The sequence below is a fragment of the Bacillus sp. FSL K6-0268 genome (genome assembly GCF_038005425.1).
Lineage (GTDB): Bacteria > Bacillota > Bacilli > Bacillales > Bacillaceae_G > Bacillus_A > Bacillus_A thuringiensis_S.
Genome location: NZ_JBBOTF010000001.1, coordinates 1893104 through 1908886, shown reverse-complemented (window position 1 = coordinate 1908886; position 15783 = coordinate 1893104). Strand labels below are relative to the sequence as shown.

Sequence of the window (15783 nt, the reverse complement as noted above, 5' to 3'; positions counted from 1 at the left end):
AAACGGTTCTTAAGCTCGTTATGGAAAGATGAAAAAATAGTTAAGATAAGAGTATCAAATCGAAGGGAGGCAAGCACAAGATGAAACAATTTCTAGCGTTTATCGCAGCCGGTATTTTGGCTTTAATTGCTCTTGGTAGTCTTGCTGGTATTGTAGGATTCGCAATCGGAGCAGGAGTTGTATATTGGAGCTATAAATCATTTGTGCGAGCTAAATCATTTTTTGGAAAGTTAGCTTGGGGTATTGTTGGTTTAATCGGTTTATCCATTGCACTTTCTCATTCACCAGCATTAATCGGTATCGCTGCTTTAGTGGTTTTATACTACGGATACCGTGAGTGGAAAAAAGAAAAAGATGTAGTTGTTGAATCTGCTCCAGAAAGTTCTAAACCATATAGCAACTTTGAAGATGAGTGGAACAAATTAATGAAAAACTAAAACAATAAATCAAATTATAATTAAAGTAGAAGAGAGGAAGATTTATAATGAAACAATCTTTATTCGGACGTGTACGCGATGCAATTTTAGCTGATTTTCATAACGTGTTAGATGAGAAGGAAAGAAAAAATCCAATTGCGATGTTAAACCAATATTTACGTGATAGTGAGCGTGAAATAACAAAAATTGAGAAGTTAATTGAGCGTCATAAAACATTAAAATCTAACTTCGCTCGTGAGCTTGAGCAAGCACGTTATTTCGTTAATAAAAGATCAAAGCAAGCTATCGTTGCTCAAGAAGCAGGCGAATTACAATTGCACGAACGTGCGTTAGAAGAGGTAGCTTATTATGAAGGGCAAGTAACTCGATTAGAAGAAATGTATGCAGGTGTTGTAGAGCAAATTGATGAGTTAGAGCGTCGTCTTTCTGAAATGAAAAATAAATTAAAAGAAATGCACGCAAAGCGTATGGAACTAATGGCACGTGAAAATATGGCACATGCAAATCGTCGGATGAATACTGCGATGCATAAAATGGATGAAAATAATCCGTTCTTACGATTTGAAGAAATTGAAGATCACATTCGTGACTTAGAAACTCGTATGAATGAAGGGTATGAGCGTGACACATTTGATATGAAAATTGCAAAACTTGAGCGTGAAATGAAAGAAAAGAATGATGTATCGTTAACGAAAGAGTTAACAAAATAATAGTAGTATATTATAAAACAGGCTTATGATATAGTGATAGGAGAAAAGGTGTTGGAAAGCAATGCCTTTTCTTCTATGTATATGTGACAAGAAGGGGGGGAGCTGAAGTGAAGAAACATTTTTCAAAGACACAATTAATGGGGATGCTCCTCATCATATTTGGGTTCGGTCTTTTTCTTGATATGATACTTGGACATTTTGAACCAGGTGGTCTCATTTTTGCATTTATTATGCTTATGTTTGGAAGGCATTATCGTAAAAAGAATCGTTATGTACGGGGGAATGTATTTTTATTTGTTGGTGGTATCGTATTTTTATTTTTCTTATTTTCATCAGCAGCATTTGTTCTTGTCGTATTTGCTTGTTTAGCTTTAATTGGTTATCAATTGATTCAACAAGGACATCAGCAAAAAGCAATGAAGGTTGAAATTAAAGAAAAAGGGATTATAGACGAAGAGAAGCAAATATATCGTACAGAACCATATTTGAAAAATATGTTTGTAGGCAATGTACGAATGATGGATCATATTTATGAACTTGAGGATATTAATGTTCAATATGGTGCTTGTGATGTGGAAATAGATTTAACAACTGCTATGATTCCAGAAGGAGAAACAGTAATTGTTATTCGAGGTGTCGTTGGTAATATTCGTTTATATGTGCCATATGATATTGAACTTTCTTTAAATCACTCTGTTATTGTCGGCCGTGTGCTCTTGCCAGGTCATGAAGAGACAGGGTTTAACCGCAATGTTACATTTAGAACAGAGCAGTATAAAGAGGCTCCTCGTCGTATTAAAATTATTTCTTCGCTTGTCGTAGGCGACACGGAAGTGAGGAAAGTATAATGAAGAAACAAAAAAATATTTCGTGGATGTATATTCGTTATTCTATGTTGTCCTCTGTTAGTATCGCACTCATTTGTACAATTGTATATGTATGGAAAAGCGAGCAACAAGTGTATGATTTATTATGGAAGGAATCCATCGCTTCTGTTCCAATTGGCTTGTTTATTATGACTACAAGTTTACTTATCGGGGGAATTGTAGGATATGCAATCGGTTACTATATAGAGCAGCGTATACAAGGATTAAATACTTTTCTATTTGAAGTAGAGCGAGGGAATTTTCCGAGTGATGTTTCGTTTACTGCGGATGATGAATTTCATGAAGTGGAGCGAAAAGTAATCGTTCTGGCTCGTCGATTAGAGGAGCAAGCTGGACTCTTTCAAAAAGTAACGAATGAACGAGCTCATTGGAATGAAGAGATGAGACAAGAAGCGATTTCTCAAGAAAGGCATCGCTTAGCAAGGGAGTTGCATGATTCAGTAAGTCAGCAGCTTTTCGCAATGTCGATGATGATGTCAGCGATTAATGAACAAATAACTGAATTTCCAGATGTGACAAAAAAACAATTACAACTTGTTGAAAATATGGTTGTAAATGCTCAATCAGAAATGAGAGCATTGCTCCTTCATTTACGTCCTGTACAATTGGAAGGTAAGAAACTGACAGAAGGTATAGAGGAATTATTAACGGAATTATCGCGAAAACAACATATGAAAATTGAATGGCTTATTGAGCCAATAGAATTAAAAAAAGGTGTAGAAGATCATTTATTCCGTATTGTGCAAGAAGCGCTATCAAATACGTTGCGACACGCGAAGGCAAAGAAAACAGAAGTGCGCCTTCGAAAAATTGATCAATATGCGATTTTAAAAATCATTGATGACGGTGTTGGGTTTGAAGTAGGCGTTAATAAAGCCGGTTCCTATGGCTTAAGATCGATGCAAGAGCGTGTTCATGAAATTGGTGGGACACTCAAGGTACTGAGTTTCCCGGCCAAAGGTACACAAATAGAAGTGAAAGTACCGATTATGCTTGAGAGAGGGGGAGAAGTATGATAAAAGTATTGCTTGTCGATGATCATGAAATGGTTCGTATGGGTGTATCGGCATATTTATCTACACAACCAGATATTGAAGTGGTCGGGGAAGCTGAAAATGGAAAAAAAGGATCAGAATTAGCACTGCAATTAAGACCGGATATTATTTTAATGGACCTTGTTATGGATGAGATGGATGGTGTCGAAGCAACACGTGCTATTATTCAAGAATGGCCAGAAGCAAAAATTGTAGTTGTAACAAGCTTTTTAGATGACGAAAAATTGTATCCTGTTATTGAGGCTGGGGCGACTAGTTATTTATTAAAAACATCAAGAGCAAGTGATATAGCGGACGCTGTACGAGCTACTTATGATGGAGAAACGGTATTAGAGCCGAAAGTTACCGGGAAAATGATGTCCCGTATGCGTCAAAAGAAAGAGCAACCTTTGCATGAGGAGTTAACAGAAAGAGAGTCTGAAATTTTGTTATTAATTGCAGAGGGGAAAAGTAATCAAGAGATTGCAGATGAATTGTTTATTGCCCTCAAAACAGTAAAGACACATGTGAGTAATATATTAAATAAACTAAATGTAAGTGACCGGACACAGGCGGTTATTTATGCATTTAGACATCAATTAACGAAATGATAAAGTGCAACTTTAATCAGTGGGGGACTATCCCCATTGATTATTAGTTTGCATCAAATCTTTTTATTGACGCTAATAAATGTAAGCGTTATCATTAAGTTGTTAACAGTACATACAAAGGGGAGAATGTATATGTTAGTTCAAACTATATTCGGAATGGATAAGTCTAAAAAATTAGGGGATTATGTGAACGCATTACAAGCGCTTTGTGAACAATATAATGTTGAAACAGATAAAATTGCGATTATTGAGGCAACAGAGGAATACTATTTATTTTTAGTAAAGCAAGAAGACTGCTATGATGTTGTTAAGGTAGAAACAGTTGATACGAATATTGAATATTATACGAAAGCGTATAAAATAAGTAGTTTTAATCATACTGCTTATCAAATGTAAAAAAACTCCCTTTCGGGAGTTTTTTTAGGATGCTTTTGCGTCGGTTATTAAGGGAACTTTTTTAGCACCGTTTAGTTTAGCGATAGTAAATCCGATAAGTGCTCCGGCTAATGCTGGTAATAGCCAGCCTATTCCTTCATTATATAAAGGAATAAATTCAAAGTTGGACGTGATAAACGAGACTGGAATACCGCCTTGTTTTAATCCATCAAATACGCTCACAACTGCTGCTCCGATTAAAGCACCTACATAAACAGAGCGATATCCACCGAAGTATTTATGAAGTAACGATAGTAGTACGAGTACAATCGCAATTGGATATACAACAAGTAGAATTGGAACAGAGATTGCGATAATTTTTGTTAAACCTAAGTTGGCAACTAATAATCCTAATGCGCAAATGATACTCGCGAACGTTTTGTATGAAAATGTAGTCAATAATGTTGAAAAATATTGGCTGCACGCAGATACGAGTCCAACGCATGTCGTTAAACAAGCGAGTGTAACGATAAGAGATAATAGGAGCAAACCGTATGGGCCGAATAATTGTTGTACGATAACAGTAAGTAGCTGTCCACCATTTTTTGCATATCCGAGAGAGACACTAGTTGTCCCAAGCCAGCCGAGTGCACCATATACAAGTACGAGTCCTGTAGCGGCAATAAGCCCTGCTTTTGCTGTGGCGATGGCAATGGACTTACGATCATTCACACCTTTAGAGCGAATTGCATTTACAACGATAATTCCAAATGCAAGTGCTGAAATGGTGTCCATTGTTAAGTACCCTTCCATAAAGCCTTTGAAGATTGGAGAAGTTTGATACTCTTGCATAGCTGGTCCTGATTGTCCAAGTGGTGTAAAGACACTTTTAACAAACAATAAGAAAATTGAGAGTAATAAAATAGGTGTTAATATATTTCCAATACGATCGACAAGTTTAGATGGATTTAAACTCAGCCAAAATACGATAGTAAAGAATATGATTGTATATACAAATAGCACTAGGCTGCTAGAGCGGATTGTTTCTGGTAAGAAAGAACTAACACCCATTTCATAAGCAACATTTGCAACACGTGGGATGCCCATGGATGGACCGATGGCAATGTATACAACTACCGTAAAGAAAATTCCGAATAATGGATGAACATGACTTGCAAGTTGCTGCATTCCATTTCCTGATAGAGAAATTGCGATAACAGTAAGTAGTGGTAAGCCAACTCCTGTTAGTAAAAATCCAATCATTGCGGGCCAAAAGTTTTCACCTGCGTTTTGGCCAAGCATGGGAGGGAAAATTAAATTACCTGCCCCAAAAAATAAAGAAAATAGCATAAGACCCGTGAAAAAAATATGTTTTTTTGATACAGTGTTCATTGTTTTTCCTCCTTTTTTAAATTCATTTGTAAGAACACAAAAAACTCGTCCCTAAAGAAAGGGACGAGTTATATTTACCCGCGATACCACCCTAATTTACACATGTAGAAATAAATCTATATGTATACGGCTTTGCAACGTACAACATGATACGTGTTCCTTGTAACGGGGGACGGCCGGTAAGAACTTACTGTAACATTCGGTTCTACTTCTCGGAGATGATTTTCGGTTACGCACTGAACGTTGGCTTTCAGCAAATCGCCAACTCTCTGGGGAACAGTTCTATAACGTACTCGTTCTCGTCAATGAATTTTTATTCAAGTATTCTGACAGTATTGTTGCATGTTTTTTTTAGAAAGTCAATATGTTTTTTGAAAGATATATTTATATACGGAAATATCGAAAGTAATATTCGTTGTTGCAAAAGGAATAATGAATTGTAAAATGGGAGTAAAAATTTGTGGAGAATTGTAAAATTTATAGAGAAAGTTGATATTTATAGGAGTAAAGAAGGGATTATTTGAATTTACAGAGAATATTACAACAATCCACTTGCTGGAAAGAACAAACCAAAAGAGGTGACTGAAATGCTTGCGATGGGAGTATTATTTGGCATTATTGCTATAATTGGTTTTATGTGGTTATATTATTCGCGTTCGTTTAAACAAGCAGAAGTTTTACTCTTTCAAAAAGGTAGTTTGTTGACAAATCAGTCTAGATATTTAGTATGTCCGAAGTGTGGAAGTGCACAGGCCAGAAGTGGAGGATATCAAGAGTGTTGCAAAATTAGATTATGAAAGGAAGGAAGCCTCACATTATTTTGTGAGGCTTCCTTCCTTACAACTTCATGGCGCTCCAAATTGTCCATCGATCTCTTTCAATAATAGGAGAGACGTTTTGTAATGTGGTCTGTATATGTTGTAGAAGTTGAGAAAGTTCATCATCTGTTAACTCATATAGAATGGATCGACCTGTTCGAGGAGATAAATCTTGTAGCAATGCTTCTACAGAATCATGTATTTTTCGTACTTCCCATTGTGTTTGTGTGGGAAGCACGTGAAGAGAATGTTTTTGTAATTCTTTCTGTATCGTGTTGGTTTTTGGACGTCTTTTTGACTCTATTTCAATGAGTTTTGGAAATATAGAGAAAAAATATCCACGAATGTGTTCGGGACTTCCTGGAACTGTACAATCTTCAATCGTTCGATCTTGTAAAATAAGTACACCGTTTTTATTTAATATACGAGAAGCTTCACATAAAAATGTAGGAATGTCTTGTAAATGATGAATAACTGCGCGCGAAATAACTATGTCGAATGTTTCGTTAGGGTATGGGATATTATGTGCATCACCGTGGATGAAAGAAATATTTGGGAAATTGTTGCAATTTTCTTTTGCAGCTTGTAATATTTCTTTTGAAAAATCAAGTCCCACAACATTTTTGGCTCCCATAAGAGCGAGTTCTTTCGTATAAATCCCGCCACCGCAGCCAATATCAATTATTTGCTTGTTTTGTATGTCTGTAATGTTTTTTACCATTTCAGCCCAAGAAATATGAGCGTTTCTTGTTGCGTATGTGTATTTATTATTTGCATCATGAAAATTAATGGACATGATAAAGACCTCCTTTCAATGATTAGTATAACTTATTTAATAGGATGTCACGTTTTTGTTTTATGTATGAAGATTATAAGAATTTCTTATCGTAAAAGGAGGATTAATTTGAAAGGGAAATATGTATTGTTGTTATTTGTTATGTTACTAGCAGCTTGTGGTCAAGCTGAGCAAAAACAAGAAACAAAAAAAGTAGAAGAGACGGTGAATGAAGTGAAAGAAACAATAGGGGTAACCGTTATACAAAAAAAACATAAAGAGAAAAAGTTGCAGGAATCAGAAGCGAAGTTAGTAATAGACATTTTGGATAAAGCTGAGAAACAAGAAATAACCGGAAGCTTCGGTGAACCTGAATATGAAATACAAATTAGTAGAGAGGGGAAAAAAGAAACTTATTATGCATGGTTAAGGGGAGAAGATAGACGAGGATGGGTGCAATATAAGAAAGTTATGTATATGTTGAATGAAAAAGATACGGAAAAGCTTTTGGCTATATTTCCAAATGTTTCAGAACAAAAAGAAGAAGAGGTGCAGGTAGGTCCTTTAACGGAGGTAACAAAAAAAGATTTGCAGATTACCGCGTTTCATATTAAAGCAGGCGATCAAAACGTGAATTATATGGTACGGTATACGATTTCACAATCACTATACAACAAGTTAGTGAAGGAACAAGAATATTATTTGCAACTCACTTTCCCAGAAAAAGTTCAAAAATTAATTGGAGCAAAAGAGAGTGAAATGATTTTAGGTGAAAAAGTAAAGGAAGGGTATAAGCAATATGAATTGCATGCTACTGTGCAGGTAAAAGGCGCTTCAGAATCACAATTAAAATCATTAGAAACATATTACGAAAAGTATGATTTAAAAATATTAAACAGTGAAAAAGAAAAAATAGGTGTGTTTCAAAATATAATTAAAATCGTTAAAGAGTATGGTGAAAAAATGAATTTCCAAAGATAAAGTGAGAATTTAATCGGCGGAGGCTGCTCATTTCTCATTGATTAATAGTCTTTGCCAATTCGGCGTTGACTCTCACTTAACTTCTTTGTTTCAACTGAATTTTGGGGTAAGGCCCTTATTGGCTGTAACTGAATTGTAAATTCTATATAGCCTTTCCTAGGAAATGATAATAGAGAGGGGAGAAGAACACCCTCTCTATTATTTTGCTTTTGCAGATGGCTCATTCATTGATTTTCGTGTAATAAGAAATGAAATCATAAGAGCGGAAAGAATGATAAGAGTGATAAGTAAGTGATTTGGCAACCAATCTAATAATAATACATAGCTCACTGTATAAAAAATAAGAGTTGAAGCTAAAAATGATAAAACACTTATTATGAGAGATTGTAAATTCATTCGTATATACCTCCTTTATTTATATTTTTGGCTAAAAATGGATTAAATAAACATTATTTCTAACAATAGAAAAAAATATGTCATAATAAAGAGGAGAATAATTTTTGATGAGCTTGTATGACTCGTTACAGGGGGTTAAAGGAGAGAGATGAAAAATAATAAAAAAGGATTATGGGGAATTATTGTTGCCATAGGATTATTTTTACTGTCTAAGTTAAAGTGGGTATTTGCAATTTTTAAATTAGCAAAGTTTTCAACGGTATTTAGGGTTCTGGTGCAAAGAAAGGATACGTTCCCAAGAAAGAATGAGGATTCCTACTGGAATCATTCTTTACGCTGTTAATCCAAATAATTGATGAATAAATTCTTTTTGATTTTGAACAGACTGATTCCGTAAATCAACCTGTTCTTTTTTTATCATATGCATGGCTTCTACTCCTGCAAGAATACATGTCGCTGTGGCAAAAGATTTAAATCCTAACATAGAGCGTACACGTTTTTTAATGAACCGGTGGTCTTGCTCCACTACGTTATTTAGATATTTTATCTGTCGAATTTGAGTGCCTAACGGCACTTTTTTCTCTTTCTTTAATTTGGTGATGGCAACTGGATAAGCAGGATTTTTATCAATTGTGATGGTACGAGGTTTTGAGACATGAAAAGACTGCAAAGCTTTTTTAAAGAATCTCTTTGCAGCCTTATGATTTCTAGTTTTGCTGAGATAGAAGTCAATCGTATTTCCCTTAGAATCAACAGCACGGTATAAATACATCCATTGCCCTTTTACTTTTATATATGTTTCATCCACTCGCCATGAATCATTTGTTTGTTTCAGGTGACGTCGAATACGTTTATCCAGTTCCGGTCCGTATTGATGAACCCAACGCATAATCGTTGTATGAGACAAAGATAACCCTCGTTCCTTCATCATTTCTACCAAATCACGAAAACTTAAGTTGTACCGCAGGTACCAACGTACTGTTAATAAAATAATATCTGGTTGATAATGTTTCCACTTAAATAAATTTTCTGGTCCCATACTGATCACACACCTTTTTGAAGTAGTAATACCAGTATAGCCAAATTTGAAAAACACATTTCAAACATTTTGTTTTTTTGCACCAGAACCGGAAAAAGAGTTACAAATAGGTGAACTTCAAAAAATGGAAGTGTTAGAGTATCTTTTACCGAAGTTCGAACCGTTAGATTATGTTCCATATGAAGATGAAAAAGATGAGTATACAATTCACATAAGGGAAGCATTTGAAGCGTCAGAAAGAAAATTAAATAAATGGAAAATAGAAAAAGAACAACAAGAAAACTATTATAAAGTGGATGCGAAAACGAAATGGACAGTATTTGCTTGTTATATCGGATTAATGGCTATACTCGGTTACACAGCTTATGAAGGATATATTGTTTTACAAGAACATTTGCCAACGAGAAATGTATAGAAAAATATTGTCGAAATGATAGGAAGAATTTATACAGGAAGTATATTTCTACGAGAGAATGTTACAAGTATAGCCATACATTATAATATCTTTAGTAGAGAAGGAGTTCTGTATATGAAGAAATTGCTACGTGTATTCGGGATTATTATCGTAATGATCATCGCGAGTTATAGTCTTATGAAAGTGCTGTTACATTATGCGAATAAGCCTGCTGAGGTAAATACAATAGCTCAAGTAGAAGATGTGCAAGAAGAGACAAAAGTGCTAGATTTTATTCGAATGACACATGAAAGCTATAATAATTTCTTAAATTACGGTAAAGCAGAGAATTATACAGACGGGGATTGGAATCAATTTAAGCAATGGTTTCAACAACAAGAACCATCTTTCAAAAATATACATACGGAAATAAAGAATGAAAAAATAAAACGCGATGTAAATAGAAGCTATGAAATTGTAAAAAAAGGTGTGGAACTTCAAAATATTGAGTATGTAGTGTATGCCCACCGTGTATATCATGACTTGGATATTATCGTAAATAAATATAGGGGGGAAACGAATATCTGGGGGTATACAGAGTTTGGCGAGGGGAAAGATATAAAAGTAATTGAACAAGCTATACAAACAAAATAATAAGCTAGCTAGAATTCTAGTTAGCTTATTTTCTTTTGTAAGTACAATGTTCATATATTATTCACAAAAACAACGTGTTAATAGTGATTAAAATCACAATCTGCATTATAAGATTCAGTTAAACTAAAAACAGTTAAGGAAATAGAGGAGTGGGATACAATGTTAAGTGCAAAAACAATTGAAATCGTAAAGTCAACAGTACCATTATTACAAGAAAAAGGCGTTGAAATTACAACGAGATTTTATGAAATTTTATTTTCAGAACATCCGGAGTTATTGAATATTTTCAACCATACGAATCAGAAAAAGGGAAGACAACAACAAGCGTTAGCGAATGCTGTTTATGCAGCTGCAACGTACATTGATAATTTAGAAGCAATTATTCCAGTTGTAAAACAAATTGGTCATAAGCATAGAAGTTTAGGTATTAAAGCTGAGCATTATCCGATTGTAGGTACATGTTTACTACGTGCCATTAAAGAGGTCGCAGGTGCACCTGATGAAGTTTTAAATGCATGGGGAGAAGCATATGGTGTCATTGCTGATGCATTTATTAGCATTGAAGCAGAGATGTATGAAGAAGCTGCACATAAAGAAGGTGGATGGAAAGACTTCCGTAACTTTGTGATTGTTAAAAAAGTGAAGGAAAGCGATGTTATTACGTCATTTTATTTGAAACCTGAAGATGGAGGGAAAGTTTCTTCATTCATCCCAGGTCAATATGTAACGGTTCAAATCAATATTGAAGGTGAGACATATACACATAATCGTCAATACAGTTTATCCGATGCACCTGGGAAAGAATATTATCGTATTAGTGTAAAGAAAGAAAAAGGTGTAGATACACCAGACGGTAAAGTGTCTAATTACTTACATGAACATGTAAAAGAAGGAGATGTTTTACCAATAAGTGCACCAGCGGGAGATTTCGTGTTAAATATGGATTCAACATTACCAGTTGTACTAATTAGTGGTGGAGTAGGGATTACACCGATGATGAGTATGTTAAATACGTTAATTGAACAAGATTCAAAACGTAATGTATATTTTATTCATGCAGCAATAAATAGTAATACACATGCAATGAAAGAACACGTTAAGGCAGTAGAAAATGAATATGAACAAGTTAAAGCATATACTTGTTATTCTGCACCGACTGAAAAAGATTTAGAAATGAAGAACTTTGATAAAGAAGGTTTCGTTGAAAGCGAATGGTTAAAAACTATTATTCAGACAACTGAAGCAGAATTTTATTTCTGTGGTCCAGTAGCATTTATGAAGCATATAAATGCTGCACTAACTGATTTAGGTGTGAAACAAGAGCATATTCATTATGAATTTTTCGGCCCAGCAACAAGCTTACAATAAGACAGATGAGAATAAACAAAAAAACGAGGTATTTATTTTACCTCGTTTTTTATTTGTTCTCGTAATAAACGGTTAACTGTTTCACGGCGTATGCCTATCAGTTGACCAATTTCAGTTTGTGTTAATATTTCATATATAGGAATGTCACCTAAATATAATGTGAACCATTCTTGTAAACGATGAAGACGTTCTTTCGGAGAGACAGTTGTCAATTGATCAATTCGTTGTTGCATCATTCTTAATTTAGATTGCAATTGCATAGCGATGTTGGCATACGATTCGGGATTTGCTTGAAGTCTCTCGTACCATTCACTACTAGTGATCGGTTCCACTTCTGTCTTTATTAAAGCGATAGCTGTACCGTGATATTCTTTCGGTGAAATTAAAGAATGATGAGGTATCGTTTCACCTGGAACGATAATGTTGAATAAAAATGGTGTTCCGTCTTCTTCTAGCCGAACTACTTTTAATAAGCCTGTTTTTATAAAGTATAAAGGACCGTCCTCGCCTTGACGGAATAGTACATCTCCTTTGTGTAGAATCAATGTTAGCCCCCCATTAATATGTTTCTATTTCTTCTATTTTAGCGTATATGTATATAGACAATATGCTATTTCAACAGCAATTTCATTGACGAAATGTATGCTATTACAGTAGTATACTATTTAGTGTGTAATAGTACTAGCAATGAATACGCTGTAGGGGGTTTAGTATATTGTTAGATGCGATAAGAATGACGGATATGAGAATTCCGGCGAATGCTATCATTCATGTAGAAGAGATGAAAGGTGGAGTCGTTTTATCCGTTGAAGTAGACGGCCAAATTATTTATACGATGGCTTATGATGAAGAAACAGATAGTTATGCTGAATTATATGATCGAAACGATAAGAGGGCGTGCCAAGTACATGAAGACTTTATGGGATGGTCACTTCTTCACTAAAAAAGATGTCAATATGACATCTTTTTTTATTAAATCGATAGAATATACAAAGAAATGAAATATAAGGATAAAATTTGTAATAATTGATTTTGCATTGTTAGCACTCTGTAACTGCAAGTGAACTATTTTTTCGCTATCATAAAGATAACAGTCGCAGTTATAGGAGTGGTCAACTTGAAGAAAGTACATATTTCAAATTATATGTTATTAAGTGCTTGTTTAATTTTATTTGTTCTCCTCGGAGGATTTTTATATTCATGTGTATAAGAAAAACGCATTCTAAAAAGAATACGTTATAAAAGGGAAATAATGATTAATCTAGTTCCAAGAATAATTAACGTAATACGTAATAAATTAATTACGGCGTTACCACTCAGTTTTGTATTAATGTAAGCCCCGATTTTTCCGCCGATCCATGCACCAGGAATAAGGATTAATGCATAAATCCAGCTGACATTTCCAAGTGAGATGTGAGTTGCAGAACTTACAATTGCTGATAGAAATACGATGAACATTGAAGTTGCTACTGCAATATGTGCTGGGAATGCAAAAAGAAGCATCATTGCTGGAACAAGTAAGGCACCGCCACCAATTCCAAATAACCCAGATATAAACCCAACTATAAAGGCGATAAAGATAGCAAGAAACGGTGGGAATTGGTAGTGTACAGCATTTCCATCATTATCTGTAAAAGAACGCTTAATTACAGACGTATTTGAGAGGGAAAGAGGTTTTAATTTGTCTCGAAGCATAAGTAGAATTGAGACGAATATAAGGAAAATCCCAAAGTATAAAGAAAATGTGTCTTGGTTTAAAAATTTATTTGCCCATGATCCGATAATACCACCAGGACCGCTTCCGATAAATAAAATAAGTCCACTTTTATAATCCACTCGCTTATGCTTCATGTAAGTAAGGGTAGAAGATAGTCCTGTGAAAACGACTGTTACCATAGAAGTCCCTACTGCAAGTTGTGGTGATAAACTGTGTAATCCAATTAATAACGGAACAATAATAATTCCGCCTCCAAGCCCAACTAGGCTGCCGACTGTCCCGGCGATTAGTCCGATGAAAAGTAACATGATGTATTCCAAAATTGCCAACTCCTCTAAATAACTTATCCACCAATTATTATACACGCTTTTTAATGAGAAATAGGCTTGTTCACAAAAAAGTCGTCTTCCTAGAAAAATAAGGAAGACGACTTTTGATTAGAAAACAAAATGTAATAGGTAGTAAAACAGAGCAGCTAAAGAAGCTGAAATAGGAAGTGTAATAACCCATGTAATTAACATACGTTTTGCAGTTCCCCATTTTACCCCCTTCACACGGTGAGAAGCACCAACCCCTAAAATAGAAGAAGAGATAACGTGCGTCGTACTAACCGGTAAGTGAATGAATGTTGCACCGAAAATAACAAGTGATGATGATAAATCGGCAGCTACACCATTTACAGGACGAATTTTCATAATTTGTCCACCGACAGTTTTAATAATTTTCCATCCACCGACAGAAGTACCAAGTCCCATTGCGATAGCACAAGATAATTGTACCCAGAACGGGATATCGCTAGAAGTATGATAGTTATTAGCCATAAGAGCCATCGTAATGATTCCCATTGCTTTTTGTGCATCATTCGTACCGTGTGTATAGGCTTGTAATGCTGCAGTGAAAATCTGGAATATACGGAAGTTTTTATTCGTTTTCGTTAAGTTAAAGTTTTTAAAGACCACTTTAAAAATACTGTAAACGATATAACCAATAACGAAAGCGATAATTGGTGAAATGATTAAAGCTTCAAGAATTTTAATGAATCCTTTAAGGTTTAATGAGCTAATACCAGCAGCAGCAATGGCTGCACCTGCGATTGAGCCAATAATTGCATGCGAAGAACTACTTGGGATACCGTAGTACCAAGTAATTAAGTTCCATGCTATCGCCGCAAGCAAAGCAGCTAAAATTACAAGAGAACCATTTTGTAAAGCAAATGGGTCAACGATATCTTTTGTAATCGTTTTTGCTACACCTGTAAATGTCATTGCACCTAAAAAGTTCATAATAGCTGCCATAATAATTGCATGTCTAGGCTTTAGAGCTTTCGTTGAAACAGCCGTTGCAATAGCGTTTGCTGTATCGTGAAATCCATTGATAAAGTCAAAAGCTAAAGCGCAAATGACTACTAAAACGGTCAGTATCAAGAGTGTATCCATGATCAAACTCCTTACGCGTTCTTCATAATAATTGTTTCTAATACGTTTGCAACGCTTTGACAGCTATCAGCTACTTCTTCAAGCTCTTCGTAAATCTCTTTAAATTGAATAATCTTAATCGGATCTTTTTCACGAGAGAATAAGTGCTTAATCGCATGACGACGAATATCATCGCATTGTGATTCGTAATCCTTAATCTTAATCGCGTTCGTACGAATGTCGACTAACTTCTTTTTAGACAGTAGTTCAACAGAGTTTGCAATCTCAATCGCACATTGATTAATTGCTTCCACGAATTTAATCATGTATTCATCAGCTTCTGTAATAGAATACATTTCGAACAGACCAGCACTGTGATCTAATCCGTCTAATACATCATCCATACTCATTGCAAGTTGTAGGATGTCCTCACGTTCAATTGGAGTAATAAACGCTTTGTTTAGCTCCATAATGATTTCGTGAATAAATGAGTCACCTTTTGACTCATACTCTTTCATGCGCATAGAAAACTCTTTTAAATCGCTAGCATTTTTAATTTTATACTCCACGAAAAACTGCGCGCCTTCTTTTAAATTTTCGGAAACATTCATTAACATTTCAGAAAATTTATCTTTTTTTGATTTAAAGACCATTATTGTTACCCCCACAAAAGTAATATATGTAAAATATATTGGCTAATCAATTCTAACAAAAAACTGTCGTTTTTTAAAACATTTTATCGAAAAGTTTACAAAAACTTAACATAACTCTCGTTGTTCT

The 15783-nt window shown here is 34.9% G+C and carries 20 protein-coding genes, 1 pseudogene and 1 other annotated feature; of the genes and pseudogenes, 13 read left to right on the top strand and 8 right to left on the bottom strand.

Annotated elements, in window-relative coordinates; translation table 11 throughout:
- Window positions 1–80: 80 nt before the first annotated feature.
- The 6 genes from MHI28_RS09695 (at window position 81) to MHI28_RS09670 (ending at window position 4075) form a co-directional block, all read left to right on the top strand.
- Window positions 81–437, top strand: a complete 357-nt coding sequence (locus tag MHI28_RS09695) for a lmo0954 family membrane protein (RefSeq protein ID WP_000808640.1) — start codon at window positions 81–83, stop codon at window positions 435–437.
- A gap of 47 nt (window positions 438–484) precedes the next feature.
- Window positions 485–1147, top strand: a complete 663-nt coding sequence (locus MHI28_RS09690) for a PspA/IM30 family protein (protein ID WP_340827819.1) — start codon at window positions 485–487, stop codon at window positions 1145–1147.
- A 107-nt stretch (window positions 1148–1254) separates the two neighbouring features.
- Entirely contained in the window at window positions 1255–1995 is a 741-nt protein-coding gene (gene liaF / locus MHI28_RS09685) for a cell wall-active antibiotics response protein LiaF (protein WP_000716094.1), read from the top strand.
- Window positions 1995–3050: a sensor histidine kinase gene (locus MHI28_RS09680; protein ID WP_000744327.1), complete on the top strand. Its 1056-nt coding sequence runs from the start codon at window positions 1995–1997 to the stop codon at window positions 3048–3050. The genes liaF and MHI28_RS09680 overlap by 1 nt, the downstream gene beginning before the upstream one ends.
- A complete protein-coding gene (locus MHI28_RS09675) occupies window positions 3047–3679 on the top strand; it encodes a response regulator (protein ID WP_000598702.1) in 633 nt (210 codons plus the stop codon). Before MHI28_RS09680 ends, MHI28_RS09675 begins: the two co-directional genes overlap by 4 nt.
- A 57-nt stretch (window positions 3680–3736) precedes the next feature.
- A complete protein-coding gene (locus tag MHI28_RS09670) occupies window positions 3737–4075 on the top strand; it encodes a DUF3922 domain-containing protein (protein ID WP_118961699.1) in 339 nt (112 codons plus the stop codon).
- A gap of 24 nt (window positions 4076–4099) precedes the next feature.
- Here the strand turns inward: MHI28_RS09670 and brnQ3 are convergent, their stop codons facing one another.
- Window positions 4100–5446, bottom strand: coding sequence for a branched-chain amino acid transport system II carrier protein BrnQ3 (gene brnQ3 / locus MHI28_RS09665; RefSeq protein ID WP_001099170.1), 1347 nt, complete (start codon window positions 5444–5446; stop codon window positions 4100–4102).
- Between the two features lie 56 nt (window positions 5447–5502).
- Window positions 5503–5761 (bottom strand) — a binding site (T-box leader).
- 272 nt (window positions 5762–6033) lie between these two features.
- Here brnQ3 and MHI28_RS09660 point away from each other — a divergent pair.
- On the top strand, window positions 6034–6243 hold the full coding sequence (locus MHI28_RS09660) for a hypothetical protein (RefSeq protein WP_000880630.1): 210 nt from the start codon (window positions 6034–6036) through the stop codon (window positions 6241–6243).
- A gap of 40 nt (window positions 6244–6283) precedes the next feature.
- Here MHI28_RS09660 and MHI28_RS09655 read toward each other — a convergent pair whose 3' ends face one another.
- The gene (locus tag MHI28_RS09655) at window positions 6284–7060 is read right to left on the bottom strand and encodes a class I SAM-dependent methyltransferase (RefSeq protein ID WP_000026263.1); all 777 of its coding nucleotides are present in this window, start codon (window positions 7058–7060) and stop codon (window positions 6284–6286) included.
- A 108-nt stretch (window positions 7061–7168) separates the two neighbouring features.
- Between MHI28_RS09655 and MHI28_RS09650 the strand changes: the two genes are divergently transcribed.
- Window positions 7169–8020, top strand: coding sequence for a hypothetical protein (locus tag MHI28_RS09650; protein WP_340827815.1), 852 nt, complete (start codon window positions 7169–7171; stop codon window positions 8018–8020).
- A 198-nt stretch (window positions 8021–8218) separates the two neighbouring features.
- Here MHI28_RS09650 and MHI28_RS09645 read toward each other — a convergent pair whose 3' ends face one another.
- On the bottom strand, window positions 8219–8416 hold the full coding sequence (locus tag MHI28_RS09645) for a hypothetical protein (protein WP_001053359.1): 198 nt from the start codon (window positions 8414–8416) through the stop codon (window positions 8219–8221).
- A gap of 148 nt (window positions 8417–8564) precedes the next feature.
- Between MHI28_RS09645 and MHI28_RS09640 the strand changes: the two genes are divergently transcribed.
- Window positions 8565–8759 carry a hypothetical protein gene (locus MHI28_RS09640; RefSeq protein WP_340828451.1) on the top strand — a complete coding sequence of 65 codons (195 nt, stop codon included), beginning with the start codon at window positions 8565–8567 and terminating at the stop codon, window positions 8757–8759.
- Here the strand turns inward: MHI28_RS09640 and MHI28_RS09635 are convergent.
- Window positions 8748–9455, bottom strand: coding sequence for an IS6 family transposase (locus MHI28_RS09635; protein ID WP_197234856.1), 708 nt, complete (start codon window positions 9453–9455; stop codon window positions 8748–8750). The two genes, MHI28_RS09640 and MHI28_RS09635, sit on opposite strands and share 12 nt — an antisense overlap.
- 85 nt (window positions 9456–9540) lie before the next feature.
- On the opposite strand from MHI28_RS09635, the pseudogene MHI28_RS09630 reads away from it, so the two are divergent.
- The 3 genes and pseudogenes from MHI28_RS09630 to hmpA form a co-directional block, all read left to right on the top strand.
- Window positions 9541–9870, top strand: a pseudogene (locus tag MHI28_RS09630) (site-2 protease family protein); the annotation flags it as partial.
- 114 nt (window positions 9871–9984) lie between these two features.
- A complete protein-coding gene (locus tag MHI28_RS09625; RefSeq protein ID WP_000735432.1) occupies window positions 9985–10503 on the top strand; it encodes a hypothetical protein in 519 nt (172 codons plus the stop codon).
- A 159-nt stretch (window positions 10504–10662) separates the two neighbouring features.
- Window positions 10663–11871, top strand: a complete 1209-nt coding sequence (hmpA, locus tag MHI28_RS09620; RefSeq protein ID WP_000947318.1) for an NO-inducible flavohemoprotein — start codon at window positions 10663–10665, stop codon at window positions 11869–11871.
- Window positions 11872–11903: 32 nt separating this feature from the next.
- Here hmpA and MHI28_RS09615 read toward each other — a convergent pair whose 3' ends face one another.
- Entirely contained in the window at window positions 11904–12416 is a 513-nt protein-coding gene (locus tag MHI28_RS09615) for a Crp/Fnr family transcriptional regulator (protein WP_000600585.1), read from the bottom strand.
- A gap of 170 nt (window positions 12417–12586) precedes the next feature.
- Between MHI28_RS09615 and MHI28_RS09610 the strand changes: the two genes are divergently transcribed.
- Window positions 12587–12814, top strand: a complete 228-nt coding sequence (locus MHI28_RS09610) for a hypothetical protein (protein ID WP_000882911.1) — start codon at window positions 12587–12589, stop codon at window positions 12812–12814.
- 293 nt (window positions 12815–13107) lie between these two features.
- On the opposite strand, the gene MHI28_RS09605 is transcribed toward MHI28_RS09610, so the two are convergent.
- The 3 genes from MHI28_RS09605 to MHI28_RS09595 all read right to left on the bottom strand — a co-directional run bounded on the left by MHI28_RS09605 (window position 13108) and on the right by MHI28_RS09595 (window position 15656).
- Window positions 13108–13908, bottom strand: a complete 801-nt coding sequence (locus MHI28_RS09605; RefSeq protein WP_000455760.1) for a sulfite exporter TauE/SafE family protein — start codon at window positions 13906–13908, stop codon at window positions 13108–13110.
- A gap of 117 nt (window positions 13909–14025) precedes the next feature.
- Window positions 14026–15024: an inorganic phosphate transporter gene (locus tag MHI28_RS09600; protein WP_000380276.1), complete on the bottom strand. Its 999-nt coding sequence runs from the start codon at window positions 15022–15024 to the stop codon at window positions 14026–14028.
- A gap of 11 nt (window positions 15025–15035) precedes the next feature.
- Entirely contained in the window at window positions 15036–15656 is a 621-nt protein-coding gene (locus MHI28_RS09595) for a DUF47 domain-containing protein (protein ID WP_000231445.1), read from the bottom strand.
- Window positions 15657–15783 lie beyond the last annotated feature (127 nt).